Here is a 19,620-nt window from a genome sequence, read left to right as displayed (position 1 = left end):
GCCCGGGTCGGTCCCTCTGCGGAACCGACCCGCGGCACCTCTGAGAACCGACCCGCGGCACCTCTGGGGAACCGACCCGCGGCACCTCTGGGGAACCGACCCGCGGCACCTCTGCGGAACCGCCCCGCCGCGCCCGTACGGGAACCGGTTCGCCGCCTCCGTCGTTGTTCAGCGCAACGGGCGCTCAGGAGCTTTGCGGTCGACCGGGACCCGGCTGAGGAAGAGCGCGAAGACCGCCGGGTGCTGCTGGAGCAGCTCCAGCCGGCCGCCGTCCGCCTCCGAGAGATCGCGGGCGACGGCCAGGCCGATGCCGGTGGAGTTGCGGCCGCTGATGGTCCGCTCGAAGATCCGCGCCCCCAGTTCGGCGGGGACGCCGGGGCCCTCGTCGGTGACCTCGATGACCGCCTGGTTGCCGGTGACCCGGGTGCGCAGGGCGACGGTGCCGCCGCCGTGCATGAGGGAGTTCTCGATCAGCGCCGCCAGGACCTGGGCGACCGCGCCCGGGGTGCCGACGGCCTTCAGCCCGTGCTTGCCGGAGCAGACCAGTGCGCGGCCGGCGCTGCGGTAGGCGGGGCGCCACTCCTCGATCTGCTGTTTGACGATCTCGTCGAGGTCGAAGACGACGGCGGAGCCGGTGCGCGGGTCGCGGGAGTTCGTCAGGAGCCGTTCGACGACGTCGGTGAGGCGCTCGACCTGGGTGAGGGCGATGTTCGCCTCCTCCTTCACCGTGTCCGGGTCGTCGGTGACGGAGATCTCCTCGATCCGCATGGAGAGGGCGGTCAGCGGCGTCCGCAGTTGGTGCGAGGCGTCCGCGGCGAGCCGGCGTTCGGCGGTCAGCATCCGGGCGATCCGCTCGGCCGAGGAGTCCAGGACGTCGGCGACCCGGTCCAGCTCGGGCACCCCGTACCGCTTGTGGCGCGGGCGGGGGTCCCCGGAGCCGAGGCGCTCCGCGGTCTCGGCGAGGTCGGTGAGCGGGGAGGCCAGCCGGTTCGCCTGGCGTACGGCGAGCAGCACGGCCGAGACGATCGCCAGGAGCGCCACCGCACAGATGATCAGGAGCGTGCGGCCGACCTCGCGGGTGACGGCCGAGCGGGACTCCTCGACGGTGACGGTCTCGCCCTGCTCGCCGGTCTCGACGGCGCGCAGGACGCTGCCGACGGGACGCTCGCCGACGGCGATGGGCTCGCGGCCGGGAATCTCGACCACGGCGTACCGCTTGGGGTCGATCTGCTCGGCCAGCACCCCGGGATTGATCCGCTCCGCGCCCAGCAGCCGGCTGTCGACCACGCTGATCAGCCGGAGCGCCTCGGACTCGACGCTCTCCTGGGCGCTGGCGCTGATGGTGCGCGTCTCGACGATCACCAGCGAGACGCCGAAGACGGCGATGACGACGAGCACCACGGCGAGCGTGGAGTTGATCAGCCGGCGGCGCATACCCGCCTCTTCAGGTCGTCGGGACGAACGTGGCCACCCGCGTCGGGGTGGTGTCCGGAGCGGTCTTCAGCGTGCATGGGGGTTTCGGGTGCAGGGGGGTTTCGGGTGCATGGGGGTTTCGTACGTCAGCTCTTCTCGAACCGGAAGCCGACGCCCCGGACAGTGGCGATGTAGCGCGGATTGGCTGCGTCGTCGCCGAGCTTCTTGCGCAGCCAGGAGATGTGCATGTCGAGGGTCTTGGTGGAGGACCACCAGGTGGTGTCCCAGACCTCGCGCATCAGCTGGTCGCGGGTGACGACCCGGCCGGCGTCCCGGACCAGGACCCGCAGCAGGTCGAACTCCTTGGCGGTGAGCTGGAGTTCCTCCTCGCCCATCCAGGCCCGGTGCGACTCGACGTCGATCCTGACCCCGTGGGTGGCGGGCTGCGGCACGGGCTCGGAGGCCCCGCGGCGCAGCAGGGCGCGGACCCGGGCGAGCAGCTCGGCGAGCCGGAACGGCTTGGTGACGTAGTCGTCGGCGCCCGCGTCCAGGCCGACCACCGTGTCGACCTCGTCGGCGCGGGCCGTCAGGACCAGGATCGGGATGGTGTGGCCGCCGGCCCGGAGCCTGCGGGCGACTTCGAGACCGTCCATTCCGGGCAGCCCCAGGTCGAGGACGACCAGGTCGACGCCGCCCTGGAGGCCGGCGTCGAGCGCGGTCGGACCGTCCTGGCGGACCTCGACCTCGTAGCCCTCCCGACGCAGTGCGCGGGCCAGTGGCTCCGAGATGGATGCGTCGTCCTCGGCGAGCAGTACACGGGTCATGGACTGATGGTAGTCCGGACGGGGGGCCCGAGGTGAGGCCCACGACGTCACCTGCGGGTCAGCGCCACAAAGCGGACGGTGACCTTTGAATATGGGAGTGTGGTTCCATCAAGACCTGTGATCCATGTCTCAAGTCCTTCCATATCCTGCCGTGTCGTGTCGTATGGTGTCCCAACGCCTGTTGCACCACTCAAGGACCTTTGGGCAGCCATGAGCGCCAAGGGTCTCTTTTGTGTGCGGGGCCGGTTCCCGCCGGCTCCTGAGTGAATGACCTGTGAGCCGGGCCCGGAGCGCGAGGACGCGCGACGGGCGTGGATCCCGACGCGGTTCTTCCCCGCTCCGCCGCCGTATCTCCGTCAGGAGCCCGGACGCACGGAGCACGTCCCCCCGAGGCGTGGGGATGGGGTACGCCGCGCCGGTGCCGGCTGCCCCCCACCGGGCGCGTACAGCTCACGAGGCGTCGCGTCCCGACCAGCAAGGATCGACCATGGCGTCCAGCCTGACGAAGGACTCGCCGAGTTCCGACGAGAAGACCTTCTTCGGCCACCCCCGCGGCCTGGCCACTCTCTTCATGACCGAGATGTGGGAGCGCTTCAGCTACTACGGCATGCGGGCACTGCTCCCGCTCTACCTGATCGCGCCCGGCGGCCTCGACATGAAGCCCGCCACGGCGACCGCGATCTACTCGGTCTACCTGTCGCTGGTGTACCTGCTCGCCATGCCCGGCGGCTGGTTCGGCGACCGGGTCTGGGGTCCGCGCAAGACCGTCGCCATCGCCGGCGGCATCATCATGCTCGGCCACCTGGTCCTGGCTCTGCCCTCCGAGGGCACGTTCTTCGCCGGCCTCGGCCTCGTGGCCATAGGCTCCGGGCTGCTGAAGTCCAACATCTCGACGATGGTCGGACACCTCTACGACGGTCCGGACGACCCGCGCCGCGACGGTGGCTTCACCATCTTCTACATGGGCATCAACATGGGCGCCTTCGCGGCCCCCTTGGTGATCGGCACCATCGGCGAGAACGTCAACTGGCACCTCGGCTTCGCCCTCGCCGCCCTCGGCATGGGCCTCGGCGTGGTCCAGTTCCTGCTCGGCACCCGCCACCTGAACGAGCGCAGCCTCGTCGTCCCGAAGCCGCTCTCCAAGGACGAGCGCGCCGCCACGCTGCGCAAGTCGATGATCTGGCTCGGCATCGCGGCCGTCTTCTACATCGGCACGGTCGTCACCGGCGTCTACACGCTGAACTGGCTGCTGGTCCCGATCACCCTCGCGGGTCTCGTCATCCCGGTGATGGTCCTGGTGCGCATCAAGCGCGACAAGGAGCTCAGCGCCACCGAGCAGTCGAAGATGTCCGGATACATCTGGTTCTTCGTGGCCGCCGCCATCTTCTGGATGATCTACGACCAGGGCGGTTCGACGCTCGCGATCTTCGCCGAGTCCTCGGCCGAGAACAGCGTCTTCGGCTGGGACTTCCCGGTCTCCTGGTACCAGTCGGTCAACCCGGTCCTGATCATGGCGCTCGCACCGGTCTTCGCCACCTTCTGGCTGGCGCTGAACCGGCGCGGCAAGGAACCGAGCACGATCGTCAAGTTCAGCTCCGGTCTGGTACTGGTCGGCGCGTCGTTCTTCGTCTTCCTGATGCCGCTGACCATCGCGGGTGACGGCCACAAGGCCGCCGCGATGTGGCTGGTCGCGATCTACTTCATCCAGACCGTCGCCGAACTGACGCTCTCGCCGGTCGGCCTCTCCGTCACGACGAAGATGGCTCCGGCGAAGTACGCGAGCCAGATGATGGGTGTCTGGTTCCTCGCCGTCACCGCCGGCGACTGCACCACCGGCCTGCTCTCGCTGGCCGGCGTGGAGCTGAACGGCACCGGGGTGGTCGCCCTGGAGGCGACGCTCGCCGTGGCGGCCGGTATCGCGATCTTCATGTACCGCGGCAAGGTCAAGCAACTCATGGGCGACGTCCGCTGACGGACGCCCCATAGCGCCGCACGGCGTACGTACGAGGAAGGGCCGCCCCACCGGGCTCCGGTGCGGCGGCCCTTCCTCGTGCTCGTGCCGTGGCTCCGGGCCCGGGGAGCCCAGACACCCCGGGCTCAGCGGGTGCCGCGCAGCCTCCGCCACGGGGTGAACGTGAACTCCGCGCCGCCCAGCAGGATCGCCGTGCCGGCGACCAGGCCGCGCGCCCTCAGCGCACCGTCGCCCTCGGCCCCGGTGGCGGCCAGGCCGCCACCGGAGTCCGTGCCGCGCGCCACGACCCGTACGGGCGCACACTGCTGACAGAGCATCAGATTTGACGCTCAAGGTACGCCCGAGGCCTGATGGAGGGAAGACAAAGAGCGCGCCGATCCGGCGCGCTCCTGTCGGTGCAGATGAGAGGTGAGCCCGGGGCGCACCTGTAGTTGTACGGGTGAGGAGTGCGGCTAGGCGGGGGCGGCGAGCTCCGCCCAGACGGTCTTGCCGGGTGCGTCCGTAGTACGCAGGACGCCCCAGTCGAGGCAGAGGCGCTGCACGATGAACATGCCGTGCCCACCGGGCCGACCGGCGCGGTGCGGCGTACGGGGGGCGGGCTGACCGGCTCCCCGGTCGACGACCTCCACCCGCAGCACTTTGGGCGTGTGGCCGATCCGGAGCTCCTCGGGGCCCTCCGCGTGCAGACAGGCGTTCGTCACCAGCTCGGAGACGACCAGCAGGACGTCCTCGGCGGCGGCCCTGCGGTCCGCGGTGGACGCCGGGAGCCAGCCCCAGTCGTGCAACGCCTGCCGTGCGAAGTCACGGGCCGTCGGAACAATGCCGCTGGCCTGCCCGAGTGAGAGCGTGCGCCACTGCCGCTCGACCGGGACGGTCGGGGCTGCGCCCGCTCCGTCCGGCTCGCGACCGAGGTCGCCCGGCGGATGCTGCCGGGTGGTGCTCATCAGCGCTTCACCTCACCGATTCGCCATGTCGCCATGTCGCCGTTCAACAGATAATGGTCAGTTACCGAGTGTGCCGGAGCCCTTGCGGGGCGCCGCCGGGGTGTCTCCTGCCCTGCCGTGTCGCAACAACACCCACTTGAGGCACACGATCGCGTGACACAGCCGATATCGGAGACGCCCGCGGCCGCACGCTCATGCCGGGTCAGGTGACCAGGGCCTCTTCGAGCGTGGCGTGGACGGTGAAGACCGCCTCCGCGCCGGTGATCTCGAACACCCTCGCCACGACGGGCAGCATTCCGGCCAGATGAACCCCTCCGCCGACCGCCTCCGCCTTGAGGCGGGCGCCGAGCAGGACGTTCAGCCCGGTGGAATCGCAGAAATCCAGCCGAGAGCAGTCGACCACGAGGCGTGACCGCCCCTGCTCGACCGCGTTCTCCAGCGGCTCGCGCAGCAGATCGGCGGTGTGGTGGTCGAGCTCACCCACCGGCGTCACGACCTCGCTGCGCCCCTCGGTCCGGGCCTCGACCTGAAGTCGACCCCGGTTAGCACTGCCGACCGTCCCGCGGTCCATGCCTGACCCTCTTCGCCGTTCGTCACTGTGCGCGTCACCGCCTGTGCGGCTTCATGCATAGCTGCCGCCGACGTGCCTAAAAGAGTACGCGTTCCGTTCGCCACGCGGTAGTCGGAGACCTCAACAAACCGGACATATAGCAGTAATTGGCGCTTGTCACTGCTGGCCAGGACCGGGTATGGGTAGAGGGACACCAGAAACACGACCGGCTTTGGAGGCGCCGCTTCACCGCAGGAACACGTATGGGCATCGGCAGCCATATGCCGAGAACGATGGAGGAGACCCATGTCACCCCGGCTCGACGAAGCGCGTACCCACCACGCGCCGTCGGCATGTCCTCAGGGACCGACCAATTCCGACTCCCCCGCCGCGAGCGCCGTTCCCGGCCCGCGCACCAGCACCACCGGCACCACCGGCACCGCCACTGGCATGACCGGCACCACCTCAGACTTCTCCGGCGCGGCCGGCGAGGGACTCGAAGGGCTTCCCGAGATCCCGCCCTACGCCGAAGTGGGCGCTCTGGACGCCAGGGCCCTGTCGAAGACGCTCTTCGAGCGGCTGGAGTGCCTCGAAGAGGGCACCCACGAGTACAGCTACGTCCGTAACACCCTCGTCGAGCTCAACCTCGCGCTCGTCAAGTTCGCCGCCTCCCGGTTCCGCTCCCGCAGCGAGCCGATGGAGGACATCGTCCAGGTCGGCACCATCGGCCTGATCAAGGCGATCGACCGGTTCGAGCTGAGCCGCGGCGTGGAGTTCCCCACGTTCGCGATGCCGACGATCGTCGGCGAGATCAAGCGCTTCTTCCGTGACACCAGCTGGTCCGTGCGCGTACCGCGCCGCCTCCAGGAGCTGCGCATCGACCTGGCGAAGGCCGGCGACGAGCTCTCCCAGCGGCTGGACCGCGCGCCCACCGTGGCGGAGCTGGCCGAGCTCCTCGGCATCAGCCCGGAGGAGGTCGTCGAGGGCATGTCCGCGAGCAACGCGTACACCGCGAGCTCGCTGGACGCCAAGCCCGAGGAGGACGACAACGAGGGCGCCCTCGCGGACCGCATCGGCTATGAGGACCACGGTCTCGAAGGCATCGAGTACATCGAGTCGCTGAAGCCGCTGATCGCCGCGCTGCCCTCCAGGGACCGGATGATCCTCTCGCTCCGTTTCGTCAGCAACATGACGCAGTCGGAGATCGGCGAGGAGCTCGACATCTCGCAGATGCACGTGTCCCGGCTGCTCTCCAGGACGCTGGCCAAGCTCCGCAAGGGTCTGACCGTGGAGGAGTGACCCCGACGCGGCCCGCCGTCCCGCCCATGGGGCTCCACGGCCGTTCGAGCAGCACCGCGGAAGGACCCGCCCCGGATGCCGGGAGCGGGTCCTTCCGCGTGCGGGAGCGCGGTGCCGGTTGCGGGCCTGCCCCGGGTGCCGGCCTGCCTCGGATGCGAGCCCGTCTCGGGTGCCGGTCCCGGAGGGCGTCGCCCGGTCCGGCCTGCACCGTATGCGTGCGCGGCTGGTACGCGAAGGCTGGACCCTCGTCGACACCGGCGTCGACAGGCCCGGCTTCCGCTTCCGGAACCCGGACAACGAAGACCACGTGGACGCGCACTGGTACCGGGAGACCGGAACGTACGCCGTCAGCGCCTACGCGGGCTGCGGGAGGCTCCCCACCGGTTTCGACGAGTACGCGTGGCCGTAGGCCTACTGGGCCCCGACGCCGACCCGCTGACCGCCCGTCACACCACCCGCTGTCCGCTCCGCCAGACCGCGCTGACCAGCGGGACGCCCGGCCGGTAGGCGAGGTGGACGTGGCTCGGGGCGTCGAGGAGGACCAGGTCGGCGCGGGCGCCGGCGGTGATCCGGCCGATGTCCGGGCGCCGCAGGGCCGCCGCCCCGCCCGCGGTGGCCGACCAGATCGCCTCGTCCGGGGTCATCCCCATGTCGCGCACGGCCAGCGCGACACAGAACGGCATGGACGAGGTGAACGACGAGCCGGGGTTGCAGTCCGTGGAGAGCGCGACGGTGGCTCCCGCGTCGAGGAGCCGGCGGGCGTCGGGCCAGGTGGCGCGGGTGGAGAACTCCGCGCCCGGGAGCAGCGTGGCCACCGTGTCGCCCTGGCCGAGCGCGTCGACGTCCGCGTCGGTGAGGTGGGTGCAGTGGTCGGCCGACGCCGCGTCGAGTTCGACGGCGAGCTGGACGCCGGGGCCGTACGTCAGCTGGTTGGCGTGGATCCGGGGTGCAGCCCCTTGGCGCGGCCCGCCGTGAGGATGGCGCGGGCCTGGTCGCCGTCGAAGGCGCCCTGCTCGCAGAACACGTCGATCCAGCGGGCGTGCGGGGCGCAGGCCTCCAGCATCGGGCCGGTCACCAGGTCGACGTACCCGGCGGGGTCGTCGGCGTAGTCGGGGGAGACGATGTGGGCGCCGAGGTAGGTGACCTCGTCGGTGTGGCGGGCCGCGATCCGCAGGGCGCGGGCCTCGTCCTCGACCGTGAGGCCGTAGCCGGACTTGGTCTCGAAGGTGGTGGTGCCCTGGCGCAGGGCCTCGGCGAGGTAGCGGGCGACGTTGGCGGAGAGCTCCTCGTCGGAGGCGGCCCGGGTGGCGGCGACGGTGGTGCGGATGCCGCCGGCGCGGTAGGGCTGCCCGGACATGCGGGCGTTGAACTCCTGGGTGCGGTCGCCCGCGAAGACCAGGTGGGAGTGGGAGTCGACGAAGCCCGGGATCACCGCGCGGCCGGCCGCGTCGAGGACGTTGTCAGTGGCGGGTGCTTTGCTGGATTCACCGGTCCAGACGATGCGGTCGCCGTCGATAACGACGGCCGCGTCCTGGATCAGGCCCAGGGGGGTCCCGTTGCCGAGGGAGGGGTCATTGGTGACCAGGCTGGCGATGTGGGTGACGGCGGTGGTCGTCATCTGGAGAGTGTTCTCCTTGCGTTCCGGGGGGTCCGGTTCCGGTTCTGCGGGCGGGGCCCGGTCCGGGGTCTCGGGCGGGTTCCCGTCCGGCCCTGTGCCCGGGGGCCGGACGGGTTCTGCGGGCGGGTTCCCGTCCGGCCCTGCGGGCGGGGCCCGGCCCGGGGTCTCGGGCGGGTTCCGGGCCGGGGTCTTGGGCGGGTTCCGGGCCGGGGTCTCGGGCGCGTCCCGGTCCGGGGTCTCGGGCGGGGGCCCGTCCAGGGTCTCGGGCGGGGGCCCGTCCAGGGTCTCGGGCGGGGCCGGGGTCAGTGGTGCAGGGCGGCCACGGCCTCGGCGAGCGCCCGGGGCACGTCCTCGATCCGGGTGTGACGGCCGTCCCGGACGATGTGCCGGCCCGCCACCACCGTGTGCCGCACATCAGCGGCGGAGGCGGCGAATACGGCGGTCTCCGCTGCAAGTCGGGGCACCGGCCCGGCCGTCCTGACGGAGTCCAGCGCGACGGTGGTCAGGTCGGCGGGGCGCCCGGCTCCAGCACGCCCGCGTCGGGGCGGCCGAGTGCGGAGTGCCCGTCGGCGGAGGCGGCCCGGAGCAGGGCGGCGGCCGTCCAGTGGCCCCGGATGTGCGTGCGCAGCCGCTCGTTGAGCTCCATCGCGCGCGCCTCCTCGAAGAGGTCGATCACGGCGTGGCTGTCGCTGCCCAGCGAGAGCGGCGAGCCCGCCTTCTGGAGGGCGGCGGCGGGGCCGATGCCGTCGGCCAGGTCGCGTTCGGTGGTGGGGCACATGCAGGTGCCGGTGGCCGAGGAGCCGAGCAGCTCAATGTCCGCCTCGGTCAGGTGCGTGTTGTGGATGCCGGTGGTGCGCGGGCCGAGGACCCCGTGGTCGGCCAGCAGCCGGGTGGGGGTGCGGCCGTGGGCGGCCCGGCAGGCGTCGTTCTCCGCCGTCTGCTCGGAGAGGTGGACGTGGAGCGGGGCGTTCCGCTCCTCGGCCCACCGCGCGACGGTGGCCAGCTGTCCGGCCGGGACCGCCCGGACGGAGTGGACGGCCGCGCCGATGAGGGTGTGGTCGTCGCCCTTGAGGAGGGAGGCGCGCTCCGCCCAAACCTCGGCGGTGGTGTCGGAGAAGCGCAGCTGGTGCCGGTTGGGCTTCTCGCCGAATCCGGCGGCCAGATAGGCGGTGTCCAGCAGGGTGATCCGGATCCCGGCCTCGGCGGCGGCCGCGATCAGCGCTTCGCCCATGGCGTTCGGGTTGGCGTAGGGGGTGCCGCCGGGGGCGTGGTGCAGATAGTGGAATTCGCCGACGGCCGTGATCCCGGCCAGGGCCATTTCGGCGTACGTGGCACGGGCCAGGTCGAAGTAGGTGTCCGGGGTGAGCCGGGAGGCCGTCCGGTACATCAGCTCGCGCCACGTCCAGAAGGTGCCCGAGCCGACCTGGACGGTGGCGCGCAGGGCCCGGTGGAAGGCGTGGGAGTGGGTGTTGGCGAGGCCGGGGAGGGTCAGGCCGCGCAGCGCGGTCGCGCCGGGCGGCGGGGTCTCGACCCCGGTCCTGATCCCGGCGATGCGGCCGTCCGCGACGTCCAGGGTGACGCCCGGCTCGACGTGGGTGCCGAGCCAGGCGTGGTCCATCCAGTACGTCGCGGTGACGGGTGCGCCCGTCGTCCGGTGTGTCAGCTGCACGCGAGACCTTCCAGTACGTCGGCGAGTGCCTCGACGCCGGCCGTGCAGTCGTCCTCGGTGGCGTGCTCGGCGGGTGAGTGCGAGATGCCGGTGGGGTTGCGCACGAAGAGCATGGCGGTGGGCGCCGAGGCGGACAAAATACCCGCATCGTGGCCCGCGCCGGTGCCGAGGACGGGCAGGGGGCGCCCCGTGTCGCCGCTCGCCTCCAGGATCTTGCCGAGCTCGTCGCGCAGGGCGTGCTCGAATGCGACGACGGGTGTGAACGACTCGCGGACGACGTCGAGGTCGATCCCGGCCCGCTCGGCGTACTCCCGGGCGGCCCGCTCGATTCCGGTGACGACGGCGTCGAGGGTGGCCTGGTCGGCGGCGCGGGAGTCGAGCCAGCCGCGTACGAGGGAGGGGATGGCGTTGACGCCGTTGGGCTCGACCGCGATCTTGCCGAAGGTGGCGAGAGCGCCGGTCAGTTCGGCTTCGCGGCGGGCGGCGAGCACGGTCTCGGCGTACGTGAGCATCGGGTCGCGGCGGTCGGCGAGCCGGGTGGTGCCCGCGTGGTTGGCCTCGCCCCGGAAGTCGAACCGCCAGCGGCCGTGCGGCCAGATGGCGGAGGCGATGCCGACGGGGTCGCCCGTCAGGTCGAGGGCGCGGCCCTGCTCGACGTGGAGTTCGACGAACGCGCCGATCCGGGCGAGCCGTTCCGGGTCGGGGCCGATGGTCCCGGGGTCGTATCCGGCGGCTTCCATGGCGGCGGGCAGGGTGGTCCCGTCCGCGTCGCGCAACCGGTGGGCGTCGGCGACGGCGAGCTGTCCGGCGGCCAGCCGGGACCCTGCGCAGGCCAGACCGAAGCGGGCGCCCTCCTCGTCACCGAAGTTGGTGATCGCCAGCGGCCGGGTGAACTCCACTCCCCTGCGGTGGAGTTCGTCGAGCGCGGCGAAGGAGGACACCACGCCGAGCGGGCCGTCGAAGGCGCCGCCGTCCGGGACGGAGTCCAGGTGGGACCCGGTGACGACGGCGTCCCCGGCCAGGGGGTCGCCGAGCCAGGCCCACTGGTTGCCGTTGCGGTCGGCCTCGTACGCGAGACCGCGCGCCTCGGCCTGCGCGCGGAACCAGGCCCGGCAGTCGAGGTCCGCCGGTGACCAGGCGTAGCGCCGGTAGCCGCCGCTGTCGGAGTGGCGCCCGATGGGGGCCAGTTCCCGCCACATCGAGAGGAAGGAGTCACCCGCGCGCCACCGTCCCCGGGTGCCGGGAGAGGTGGCGAGCTCGTCCCCAGGCGTGCCGGAGGCGTTCCCGGGCGTACCCAGGGTGTTCCCAGGCGTACCGGGGGTGTTCTCAGGCGCACCGGAGGTGTTCCCGGCCGTGCCGGGGGTGCTCCCACGCGTACCGGGGGTGTTCCCAGGCGTGCCGGGGATGTTCCCAGGCGTGCCGGACGGCATCAGTTGCCCTCCGTCATGGGGACGCGGACGCCTTGGTCAGCGGCGACGTTCTCGGCGATGTCGTACCCGGCGTCCACGTGGCGGATGACGCCCATGCCCGGGTCGTTCGTCAGCACGCGGCGGATCTTCTCGCCCGCGAGCTTCGTGCCGTCCGCGACGGAGACCTGGCCCGCGTGGATGGAGCGGCCCATGCCGACGCCGCCGCCGTGGTGGAGGGAGACCCAGGAGGCGCCGGAGGCGACGTTGACCATGGCGTTGAGCAGCGGCCAGTCGGCGATGGCGTCGGAGCCGTCGAGCATGGCCTCGGTCTCGCGGTACGGGGAGGCGACCGAGCCGCAGTCGAGGTGGTCGCGGCCGATGGCCAGCGGGGCGGCCAGCTCGCCGCTCGCGACCATGTCGTTGAAGCGCTCGCCGGCCTTGTCGCGCTCGCCGTAGCCGAGCCAGCAGATGCGGGCGGGCAGTCCCTGGAAGTGGACGCGCTCGCCGGCCATCTTGATCCAGCGGTGCAGCGACTCGTTCTCCGGGAACAGCTCCAGCATCGCCTGGTCGGTCTTGTGGATGTCGGAGGCCTCACCGGAGAGCGCGGCCCAGCGGAAGGGGCCCTTGCCCTCGCAGAAGAGGGGGCGGATGTAGGCGGGGACGAAGCCGGGGAAGTCGAAGGCGCGGTCGTACCCGGCGAGCCGGGCCTCGCCGCGGATGGAATTGCCGTAGTCGAAGACCTCGGCGCCGACATCATGAAGCCGACCATGGCCTCGACGTGGCGGGCCATCGACTCGCGGGCACGCCGGGTGAAGTCGGCGGGCTTGTCGGCCGCGAGGTCGGCCATGTCGTCGAGGTCGACGCCGAGCGGCAGGTAGGCCAGCGGGTCGTGGGCGCTGGTCTGGTCGGTGACGATGTCGATGGGCGCGCTCTCGGCGAGCATGCGGGGCAGCAGTTCGGCGGCGTTGCCGAGGAGGCCGATGGAGAGCGGGCGGCGGGCTTCGCGGGCTTCGACGGCGAGCTGGAGGGCGTGCTCCAGGTTGTCCGCCCTCACGTCCAGGAAGCGGTGCTCGATCCGGCGCTCGATGGCGCGCGGGTCGCAGTCGATGCAGATGGCGACGCCGTCGTTCATGGTCACGGCGAGCGGCTGGGCGCCGCCCATGCCGCCGAGCCCGGCGGTCAGGGTGATCGTCCCGGCCAGCGTTCCGCCGAACTTCTTCGCGGCGACGGCGGCGAAGGTCTCGTAGGTGCCCTGGAGGATGCCCTGGGTGCCGATGTAGATCCAGGACCCGGCGGTCATCTGGCCGTACATGGTGAGTCCGAGCGCCTCCAGGCGGCGGAACTCCTCCCAGTTGGCCCAGTCGCCGACCAGGTTGGAGTTGGCGATGAGCACGCGCGGCGCCCACTCGTGGGTCTGCATGACGCCGACCGGTCGGCCGGACTGGACGAGCATCGTCTCGTCCTGCTTGAGCGTCCGAAGCGTTCGGACCATCGCGTCGAACGAGCGCCAGTCGCGGGCGGCCTTCCCGGTGCCGCCGTAGACGACGAGCTTGTCGGGATGCTCGGCGACCTCGGGGTCGAGGTTGTTCTGGAGCATCCGCAGGGCGGCTTCCTGCTGCCATCCCAGGGCGGTCAGCGCGCTGCCGCGCGGTGCCCGTACGGGGCGGGGTCCTGACATGGCGGTGCCTCCTCGCGACGGTGAAAATCTATTCACATCCTGATGCTCTGAATAGTCGTAGTCAACAGGTGCGGTTCGCGCCGCGCCCGGGAACAGGTTCTGCCAGTGATGCGCAGCATGGACCCGGAGGCGTCGATGAGCACTGCCGAATCCCCCACGACCGGCGATCCCACGAACCCTGGAGGATCGCCGCCGCTCAAGCGCGCCCTCGGCACCAAGCTGCTGATCCTGTTCGTCATCGGCGACATCCTGGGCACCGGCATCTACGCGACCACGGGGAACGTGGCGGGCAAGGTCGGCGGCGCGCTGTGGCTGCCGTTCGCGATCGGTTTCGCTGTCGCCCTGCTGACGGCGGCCTCGTACGTGGAACTCGTCGGCAAGTACCCGAAGGCGGCCGGGGCCGCGCTCTACACCCAGAAGGCGTTCAAGGTCCCGTTCCTGACCTTCGTCGTCGCCTTCATGGTGATGTGCTCGGGCCTCTCCTCGGCGAGCGCGGCGGCACGGGCGTTCAGCGGCGACTATCTGGGGGAGTTCACCGACGCGGTGCCGCCGACCCTTGTCGCGATCCTGTTCGTCCTCGCCCTCGCCGCGATCAACCTCCGCGGGGTCGCCGAGTCGGTGAAGGCGAACGTCGTCCTGACCCTGGTCGAGGTCAGCGGACTCGCGGTGATCCTCGCGATCGGCGCGTACGCCGTGTTCAGCGGCGACGGCGAGCCCTCCCGGCTGACCCAGATCGAGACCGGCGGCACCGGGTACGCCCTGCTCACCGGCGTGCTCGGCGCCACCGCCCTGGGCTTCTTCGCGTTCGTCGGCTTCGAGGACTCGGTCAACATGGCCGAGGAGACCAAGAACCCCGCCCGCGCCTTCCCCCGCGCGATCTTCATCGGGGTGGGCATCACCGGCACCGTCTACGTCCTGGTCGCCCTGGTCTCCTCGCTCCTGGTCGACTCCCGCACCCTGGCCGGCTCCAGCGGCCCGCTGCTGGAGGTGGTGAAGGCCGGGGGCGTCGACTTCCCGCCAAAACTCTTCGCGCTGATCGCCCTGTTCGCCGTCACCAACTCGGCGCTGATCAACATCATGATGGCCTCGCGGCTCTGCTACGGCATGGCCAATGAGCGCATCCTGCCGCCCGCGATGGGCAAGGTGCTGGCCGGCCGCCGCACCCCCTGGGTCGGCATCGTCTTCGTCTCCCTCCTGGCCATCGGCCTCGTCTCCACCGGCGAGATCGAGGGGCTCGGCGACACCACCTCGTTCCTGCTGCTCTGCGTCTTCGCCGTCGTCAACGTCGCCGTGCTGGTGCTCCGCAAGGACCGGGTGGACCACCACCACTTCCGTACGCCCACGGCGCTTCCGGTGCTCGGCGCGCTCACCTCGCTGATCCTGGCGAGCCCGCTGGCCGACCGGGGCTCCGACGTGTACGTCCGGGCCGGGATCCTGCTGCTGATCGGGATCGGGCTGTGGGTGGTCAACAAGGCGGTGATGACGGCCCGCGAGAAGTCGGGCGCCCCGGACGCCTGACGGGACGACGCCCGGGGCCGCCGCCACCGCGTTCCGGCCGCTCCTTTACACCGCGAGCCGCATGTACCAAAGGAAAATGCCAGAACCTCCGCCTGCCGTAAGCACGTTGCGTAGCCTCTGCGTTACAGCCGTACGCCACGTCGGGAGGGGAGATCCGCGTGCCCGGAATCGACGAGTGCCTGCTCGAAGTCATGAGGCTGCCCGGCGCCCGGGGCGCCTCGGTGGTCGACTGGACGAGCGGTCTCGCCCTCGGCACCATCGGGGAATCCCCCAACGGCGACCACGAGGCGACCGCCGCCGAGACGGCGGAGGTCGCCCGGATGACCGCCGAGCAGCCGGCCTTCGCCCACCTCGCCCCGGACGACGGCGCACAGCACCCCGGACAGGCCCCGAGCACCCCCGTCGAGGACGTCATCGTCACCACCCACGACGGGTACCACATGCTCCGGTTCGTCGAGACCGCCTTCGACAGCAGCGTCTTCCTGCACCTGTGGCTGGACCGCTCCGAAGGCAATCTCGCGCTCGCCCGGATGCGCCTGGGCGAGCTGGCCGAGCGCCTGGTGCTGGCATGAGCGCGATAGCCGCCGACCCCGACGCCCCCGGCACCGAGCGCCTCCCGGTGCTCTCCCCGATGCTCCAGCGCCTCGCCGCCGAGCGCGCCACCGGCGCCCTGATGCGCGACCGCGGCACGCTCTACCTCGCCGACGGCCAGGTGGTGCACGCCGAGAGCCCCGCCACCCCCGGCATCGACGTCCTGCTCACCGTCGGCGGCACCCTGCGGCACGAGGGCTGGTGGGACGCCGTGGCCCAGGCCGGGGCGCACCGCCGGGTCGGCCGCTATCTCGTCGACAGCGGTCATGTGCCTGGCGGCGCACTGGAGTTGTGCCATCTCGGCGCGCTGTACGACGCCGCGTTCTTCGCGCTCGCCCCGACCGGGACGCCCGCCCGCTTCCGCTACGGGGTCGCGCACTGGATCGGTCCGGTGCGGCCGGTCCCGGTGGCCGCCGTGGAGCGCGAGACGCTGCGCAGACGGGAGTTCCTGGACCGGATCTGGCCCGACCCCGCCTGCGACGGCGCACCACTGCTGCGGACGGCGGCGCATCCGTCCGACGCCCCGATCCCGGCCCGGCAGCGTCGGCTCCTGGAGCTGGCCGACGGGGTCCGTACCGCCTCGGACATCGCGCAGGCGCTGGGCCGTTCGGCGTTCCACATCCTGGTCGACCTGCGGCGGCTGGCGGCGGCCGGCCTGGTGGAGGCGGTCCGCGCCCAGCCCCTGCCGGCCTCGTCCCCACGCGGCCGGATCGCACTCCCCGAGGTGACGGCCGACCCCGACATCGCCCTGTTGCGCCGGCTCCGAGACGCATTGGAGGCCCTGTGATACGCGCGCTAAGACAGCGTGCCGGGAGGAGACAGCTGATGGTGCCCGAGGCCGAAGTGCGTGATGTCCTCGTCGAGCTCCAGCGGTTACGCGCCCGGGTCCCGCTGCTCTCCGGGGCGCTGGCCGCCTCCACCGACGGCCTCGTCCTGGCCCACGACACCCCGGGCGTCGAGGCGGAGGGCGTCGCCGCCCTCACCGCGGCCGCCCTCGGCGTCTCCATCCGGATGACCGACGCGACCGGCCGGGGCGGCTTCCGCGAACTGCTGGTCCGCGGCGACAACGGCTACATCGCCACCTACGCCGCGGGCTCCTCCGCCGTCCTGACCCTGCTGGCCGAGGACCGCATCAACGTCGGCCGGCTCCATCTGGAGGGCCGCCGCGCGGGCGCCCGTATCGGCGAACTCGTCGACGCCGCGCTGCCACGTACGGAGCGTCCCGCCACCGCCGCGCCCCCGCGCCCCGCCACCGCGCCCGGCCGCACCCTGCCGCAACGCCCCACGTAGGCGGGCGGCCCGCCCCCCACCCGCCGCGTCACCACCACCACCGGGACTCACGCCATCACGCAGAAGCCCGCGCACCGGCCCGCACAGCAGCCACCACAGAAACGGACCCGGTCACCGCGACCGGCCAGGGAAAGGAAACGAGCCTCCATGGCGAACACCGAAGCGACACTGAAGGACGCGATGAGCTCGATCGAGGGCGCCACGGGTGTCGCCCTCGTCGACTACACGAGCGGGATGGCCCTGGGCACGCTCGGCGGCGGCAAGGACTTCAACCTGGAGGTCGCCGCCGCGGGCAACACCGACGTGGTGCGCGCCAAGCTCCGCACCATGGAGCACCTGGGCATCAAGGACGAGATCGAGGACATCCTGATCACCCTCGGCACCCAGTACCACTTGATCCGGCTACTCAAGACCCGTGGCAACAACGGCCTGTTCCTGTACCTGGTGCTGGACGCGAGCCGGGCGAACCTGGCGATGGCCCGCCACCAGCTGAAGAAGATCGAGGCGGGCCTGGAGGTCTGACGCGGGCACGGCCCGACCTCTGGCGAGGCCTTCGGTCCGGCCCCCGGGAGATCCGGTCTCACCGGTGGCGACGCCGCGCCCCGCCCGGCGCGGCGTCCCCCGCCTCCGGCCCCGTCGTCCGGTACGCCTTCACCCGCTTGCCCGCCGGGCCCCCGTGCCCGGTCCAGTCGGTGCGCACCCAGTACAGGACGTCGTCACGGCGCTCTCGCTGTCCGATGCGCACGGCCTTGAGCCACAGCCCCGCACCCGCGCCGGCGAGCAGCAGCCCGCCGGCCCCCGGTAGCACGAACGAGGACGCCACCGCGACGACGAACGCCCCCAGCAGCCACCACCCGCGCCCGCGCCGCCACATCCGTACGGTCACGGCCCGGTCCTGGAGGAAGTCGCCCCGCCCGGCGCGGGAGGCGCTCCGGGCCAGTTCCGCGTACCGCCTCCCGCGCGCCGACGCCACGACGGCCACGGTGACGACGAAGAGCGCCGCCCCGGCCAGCAGCCCGATCCGACGCCCGGTCAGCCCCGGGACGAGCGCCCCCGTCGCCGCTGCAACCAGGCCCGCCCACCACAGGGGCGCCGCCCCTGCCCGTACGGCCACGGCCACTCTCGCCAGCGACTGCCCTCCGCGCCCCACGTCCGTACCCCTCTCACTCCACGACGCCGCGAAGCCGCGAACCCGAGTTCCCGGTTTCCGCGATCCATGATTCCGCGCACCGCCGATGCCGCGGCGCTTCTGGGCGCGGAGATTAACCGCCGCAGATGAGCGATGCCTGAGAAATCCGCGAAGGGCCGGGCGCGGCCCTCACTCCACGAACAGCCCTCGCGCCGCCGCCCGGGCGTCGAACTCCTCCAACCGGGCCTGGGCGTCGGGGAGTCCGTCGCACATCGCCTCCAGCAGCACCCGGCCGAGCAGCATCGGCGCGCAGACGGTGTCGAAGGAGAGCCCGGAGCCGATCGCGGCCGGGAGCAGCAGATCGCTGTGCTTGGCGACGGGCGCGAAGGCGGAGTCGGCGACCGTCACCACGGTCAGCCCCTGGTCCCGGGCGTACGCGAGCGCGTCCACGCTCTCCTTGGAGTGGCGCGGCAGCGCGAAGCACATCAGGACGGTGGCCCCGGCCCGGCGGGCGGAGTCGATGCGGTCGGGCAGCATGCTGCCGCCCTCGTCGAGGACCCGGACGTCGGGGTGCACCTTGGCGGCGAAGTAGCCGAAGCCGCGCGCCTGCGAGGAGGCGGCGCGCAGCCCCAGCACCGGCAGCGGCCGGGAGCCGGCGAGCAGTCGGCCGGCCCGCTCGACGGGCGCGGGGTCGGCGAGCACGTCACAGAGGTGCTGGAGGTTCTCGATCTCGGCGCGGACGGCCTGCTGGTACTCGTTGTACGTCTCCCCCGGGTCGTCCTGCTCCCCGTCGGCGGGCGCGACCTCGCGCAGGTGCCTGCGCAGCGCCGGATAGCCGTCGAAGCCGAGGGCGACGGCAAAGCGGGTGACGGAGGGCTGGCTGACCCCGGCCAGCTCGGCCAGCTCGACGCTGGAGAGGAACGGCGCGTCGGCGGCCCTGCGGACCATGCAGTGCGCGATGCGCCGCTGGGTGGGCGTGAGCCGGTGGCCCTCGAAGAGCCGCTGCAACCGTGCGGCGGGGCTGCTCCCACTCATGCCTGTCCCCTTGCTGGATCTGTCGCGCCACGACCGGCGCCGACCGTTCTATTCAGCCAGGAAGGTCGCTGTATGTCCATATGCAGGAGCAGCGCGGGGCGGGGGCAGGACTGCGCGGCGCCGACAAGGGGGGTTAACCCCACGAAACCTGGGGGCTAGCCCCACTGCGGGCGGGAACCCGGCTCCGTACCGTCATAGGCATGGAAGCCCGTGACCACGAGCTCAAGAAGGAGCTCGCCGCCACCCTCCAGGCCCGTGGCGAGCTGGGCGCGGAGTACGAGAGCGCGCTCATCGACTCGTTCCTGGAGAAGGTCGAGCAGCGGCTCGACACCACCCTCGACCGCCGGGTCCGCCGTCACCTCGCCGAGCAGCGGATGTCCGTCGCCCGGGGGGCGCGTCCCGCGGAGCCGGGGAGCTTCGGGGAGCGGCACGGTCTGGGGATCGTCTCGCTGATCCTGGCCATTCCGCTGTCCGCGATCGGCGTCGCGAACGCCGGGATCGAGGGGCTCGTCGTGGCCTGGCTCGGCATCGTCGGCGTCAACGCGTTCCAGGCGGCGCGGTACGGCGGTCTGTTCCGCCGCCGGGAGGAACGCGCGCCGTCCGACTGGAGGGACTGAGCGCCGCCACGATCATCCACGACGGGCGCGAGCCTCCCGGAGCCCGGCCGAGGCCCGGGCATGA

Annotated in this window: 17 protein-coding genes and 3 pseudogenes; 9 read left to right on the top strand and 11 right to left on the bottom strand. The window is 72.0% G+C overall.

Annotated elements, in window-relative coordinates; translation table 11 throughout:
* Positions 1-168 precede the first annotated feature (168 nt).
* Together AC3CH1_RS22475 and AC3CH1_RS22470 are read right to left on the bottom strand one after the other, a co-directional pair.
* The gene (locus AC3CH1_RS22475; RefSeq protein ID WP_488464580.1) at positions 169-1,434 is read right to left on the bottom strand and encodes an ATP-binding protein; all 1,266 of its coding nucleotides are present in this window, start codon (positions 1,432-1,434) and stop codon (positions 169-171) included.
* A 125-nt stretch (positions 1,435-1,559) separates the two neighbouring features.
* Positions 1,560-2,237, bottom strand: coding sequence for a response regulator transcription factor (locus tag AC3CH1_RS22470; protein ID WP_381757842.1), 678 nt, complete (start codon positions 2,235-2,237; stop codon positions 1,560-1,562).
* Positions 2,238-2,724: 487 nt separating this feature from the next.
* On the opposite strand from AC3CH1_RS22470, the gene AC3CH1_RS22465 reads away from it, so the two are divergent.
* Complete coding sequence (locus tag AC3CH1_RS22465) at positions 2,725-4,209, top strand: oligopeptide:H+ symporter (protein WP_488464579.1); 1,485 nt, start codon at positions 2,725-2,727, stop codon at positions 4,207-4,209.
* 125 nt (positions 4,210-4,334) lie between these two features.
* Here the strand turns inward: AC3CH1_RS22465 and AC3CH1_RS22460 are convergent, their stop codons facing one another.
* From AC3CH1_RS22460 to AC3CH1_RS22450, 3 genes are all read right to left on the bottom strand, one after another.
* On the bottom strand, positions 4,335-4,526 hold the full coding sequence (locus AC3CH1_RS22460) for a hypothetical protein (protein WP_488466824.1): 192 nt from the start codon (positions 4,524-4,526) through the stop codon (positions 4,335-4,337).
* 135 nt (positions 4,527-4,661) lie between these two features.
* Positions 4,662-5,153 (bottom strand): ATP-binding protein, encoded by a 492-nt coding sequence (locus tag AC3CH1_RS22455; RefSeq protein ID WP_488464578.1) that lies wholly within the window; start codon positions 5,151-5,153, stop codon positions 4,662-4,664.
* Between the two features lie 202 nt (positions 5,154-5,355).
* On the bottom strand, positions 5,356-5,724 hold the full coding sequence (locus AC3CH1_RS22450) for an STAS domain-containing protein (RefSeq protein WP_488464577.1): 369 nt from the start codon (positions 5,722-5,724) through the stop codon (positions 5,356-5,358).
* A gap of 285 nt (positions 5,725-6,009) precedes the next feature.
* On the opposite strand from AC3CH1_RS22450, the gene AC3CH1_RS22445 reads away from it, so the two are divergent.
* Together AC3CH1_RS22445 and AC3CH1_RS22440 are read left to right on the top strand one after the other, a co-directional pair.
* A complete protein-coding gene (locus AC3CH1_RS22445) occupies positions 6,010-7,002 on the top strand; it encodes an RNA polymerase sigma factor SigF (protein ID WP_488464576.1) in 993 nt (330 codons plus the stop codon).
* 169 nt (positions 7,003-7,171) lie between these two features.
* Positions 7,172-7,411: a hypothetical protein gene (locus tag AC3CH1_RS22440; RefSeq protein WP_488464575.1), complete on the top strand. Its 240-nt coding sequence runs from the start codon at positions 7,172-7,174 to the stop codon at positions 7,409-7,411.
* Positions 7,412-7,448: 37 nt separating this feature from the next.
* Here AC3CH1_RS22440 and hutI read toward each other — a convergent pair.
* From hutI to hutU, 4 genes and pseudogenes are all read right to left on the bottom strand, one after another.
* Positions 7,449-8,620: pseudogene (gene hutI / locus AC3CH1_RS22435) on the bottom strand (imidazolonepropionase).
* Between the two features lie 302 nt (positions 8,621-8,922).
* Positions 8,923-10,289: pseudogene (locus AC3CH1_RS22430) on the bottom strand (formimidoylglutamate deiminase).
* Positions 10,280-11,488, bottom strand: a complete 1,209-nt coding sequence (locus AC3CH1_RS22425) for an allantoate amidohydrolase (protein ID WP_488466705.1) — start codon at positions 11,486-11,488, stop codon at positions 10,280-10,282. The pseudogene AC3CH1_RS22430 and the gene AC3CH1_RS22425 overlap by 10 nt, the downstream one beginning before the upstream one ends.
* 230 nt (positions 11,489-11,718) lie before the next feature.
* A pseudogene (hutU, locus tag AC3CH1_RS22420) lies at positions 11,719-13,376 on the bottom strand (urocanate hydratase).
* A 135-nt stretch (positions 13,377-13,511) separates the two neighbouring features.
* Here hutU and AC3CH1_RS22415 point away from each other — a divergent pair.
* The 5 genes from AC3CH1_RS22415 to AC3CH1_RS22395 all read left to right on the top strand — a co-directional run bounded on the left by AC3CH1_RS22415 (position 13,512) and on the right by AC3CH1_RS22395 (position 17,297).
* Complete coding sequence (locus AC3CH1_RS22415; RefSeq protein WP_488464574.1) at positions 13,512-14,894, top strand: APC family permease; 1,383 nt, start codon at positions 13,512-13,514, stop codon at positions 14,892-14,894.
* Between the two features lie 158 nt (positions 14,895-15,052).
* Entirely contained in the window at positions 15,053-15,466 is a 414-nt protein-coding gene (locus AC3CH1_RS22410) for a hypothetical protein (protein WP_488464573.1), read from the top strand.
* Positions 15,463-16,272, top strand: coding sequence for a helix-turn-helix domain-containing protein (locus AC3CH1_RS22405; RefSeq protein ID WP_488464572.1), 810 nt, complete (start codon positions 15,463-15,465; stop codon positions 16,270-16,272). The genes AC3CH1_RS22410 and AC3CH1_RS22405 overlap by 4 nt, the downstream gene beginning before the upstream one ends.
* Positions 16,273-16,310: 38 nt before the next feature.
* Complete coding sequence (locus tag AC3CH1_RS22400; RefSeq protein WP_488464571.1) at positions 16,311-16,775, top strand: roadblock/LC7 domain-containing protein; 465 nt, start codon at positions 16,311-16,313, stop codon at positions 16,773-16,775.
* Between the two features lie 147 nt (positions 16,776-16,922).
* Complete coding sequence (locus tag AC3CH1_RS22395) at positions 16,923-17,297, top strand: hypothetical protein (protein ID WP_265601215.1); 375 nt, start codon at positions 16,923-16,925, stop codon at positions 17,295-17,297.
* A 58-nt stretch (positions 17,298-17,355) separates the two neighbouring features.
* Here the strand turns inward: AC3CH1_RS22395 and AC3CH1_RS22390 are convergent, their stop codons facing one another.
* A complete protein-coding gene (locus AC3CH1_RS22390) occupies positions 17,356-17,925 on the bottom strand; it encodes a hypothetical protein (RefSeq protein WP_488464570.1) in 570 nt (189 codons plus the stop codon).
* Between the two features lie 168 nt (positions 17,926-18,093).
* Positions 18,094-18,939, bottom strand: a complete 846-nt coding sequence (locus AC3CH1_RS22385; protein ID WP_361881704.1) for a MurR/RpiR family transcriptional regulator — start codon at positions 18,937-18,939, stop codon at positions 18,094-18,096.
* A gap of 200 nt (positions 18,940-19,139) precedes the next feature.
* Between AC3CH1_RS22385 and AC3CH1_RS22380 the strand changes: the two genes are divergently transcribed.
* The gene (locus AC3CH1_RS22380) at positions 19,140-19,556 is read left to right on the top strand and encodes a hypothetical protein (protein WP_488464569.1); all 417 of its coding nucleotides are present in this window, start codon (positions 19,140-19,142) and stop codon (positions 19,554-19,556) included.
* Positions 19,557-19,620 lie beyond the last annotated feature (64 nt).

This window comes from Streptomyces sp. MGP-P1 (assembly GCF_057766565.1).
Note: the sequence above shows the minus strand (reverse complement) of the source record. Positions and strands in the feature narration are given on the sequence as shown.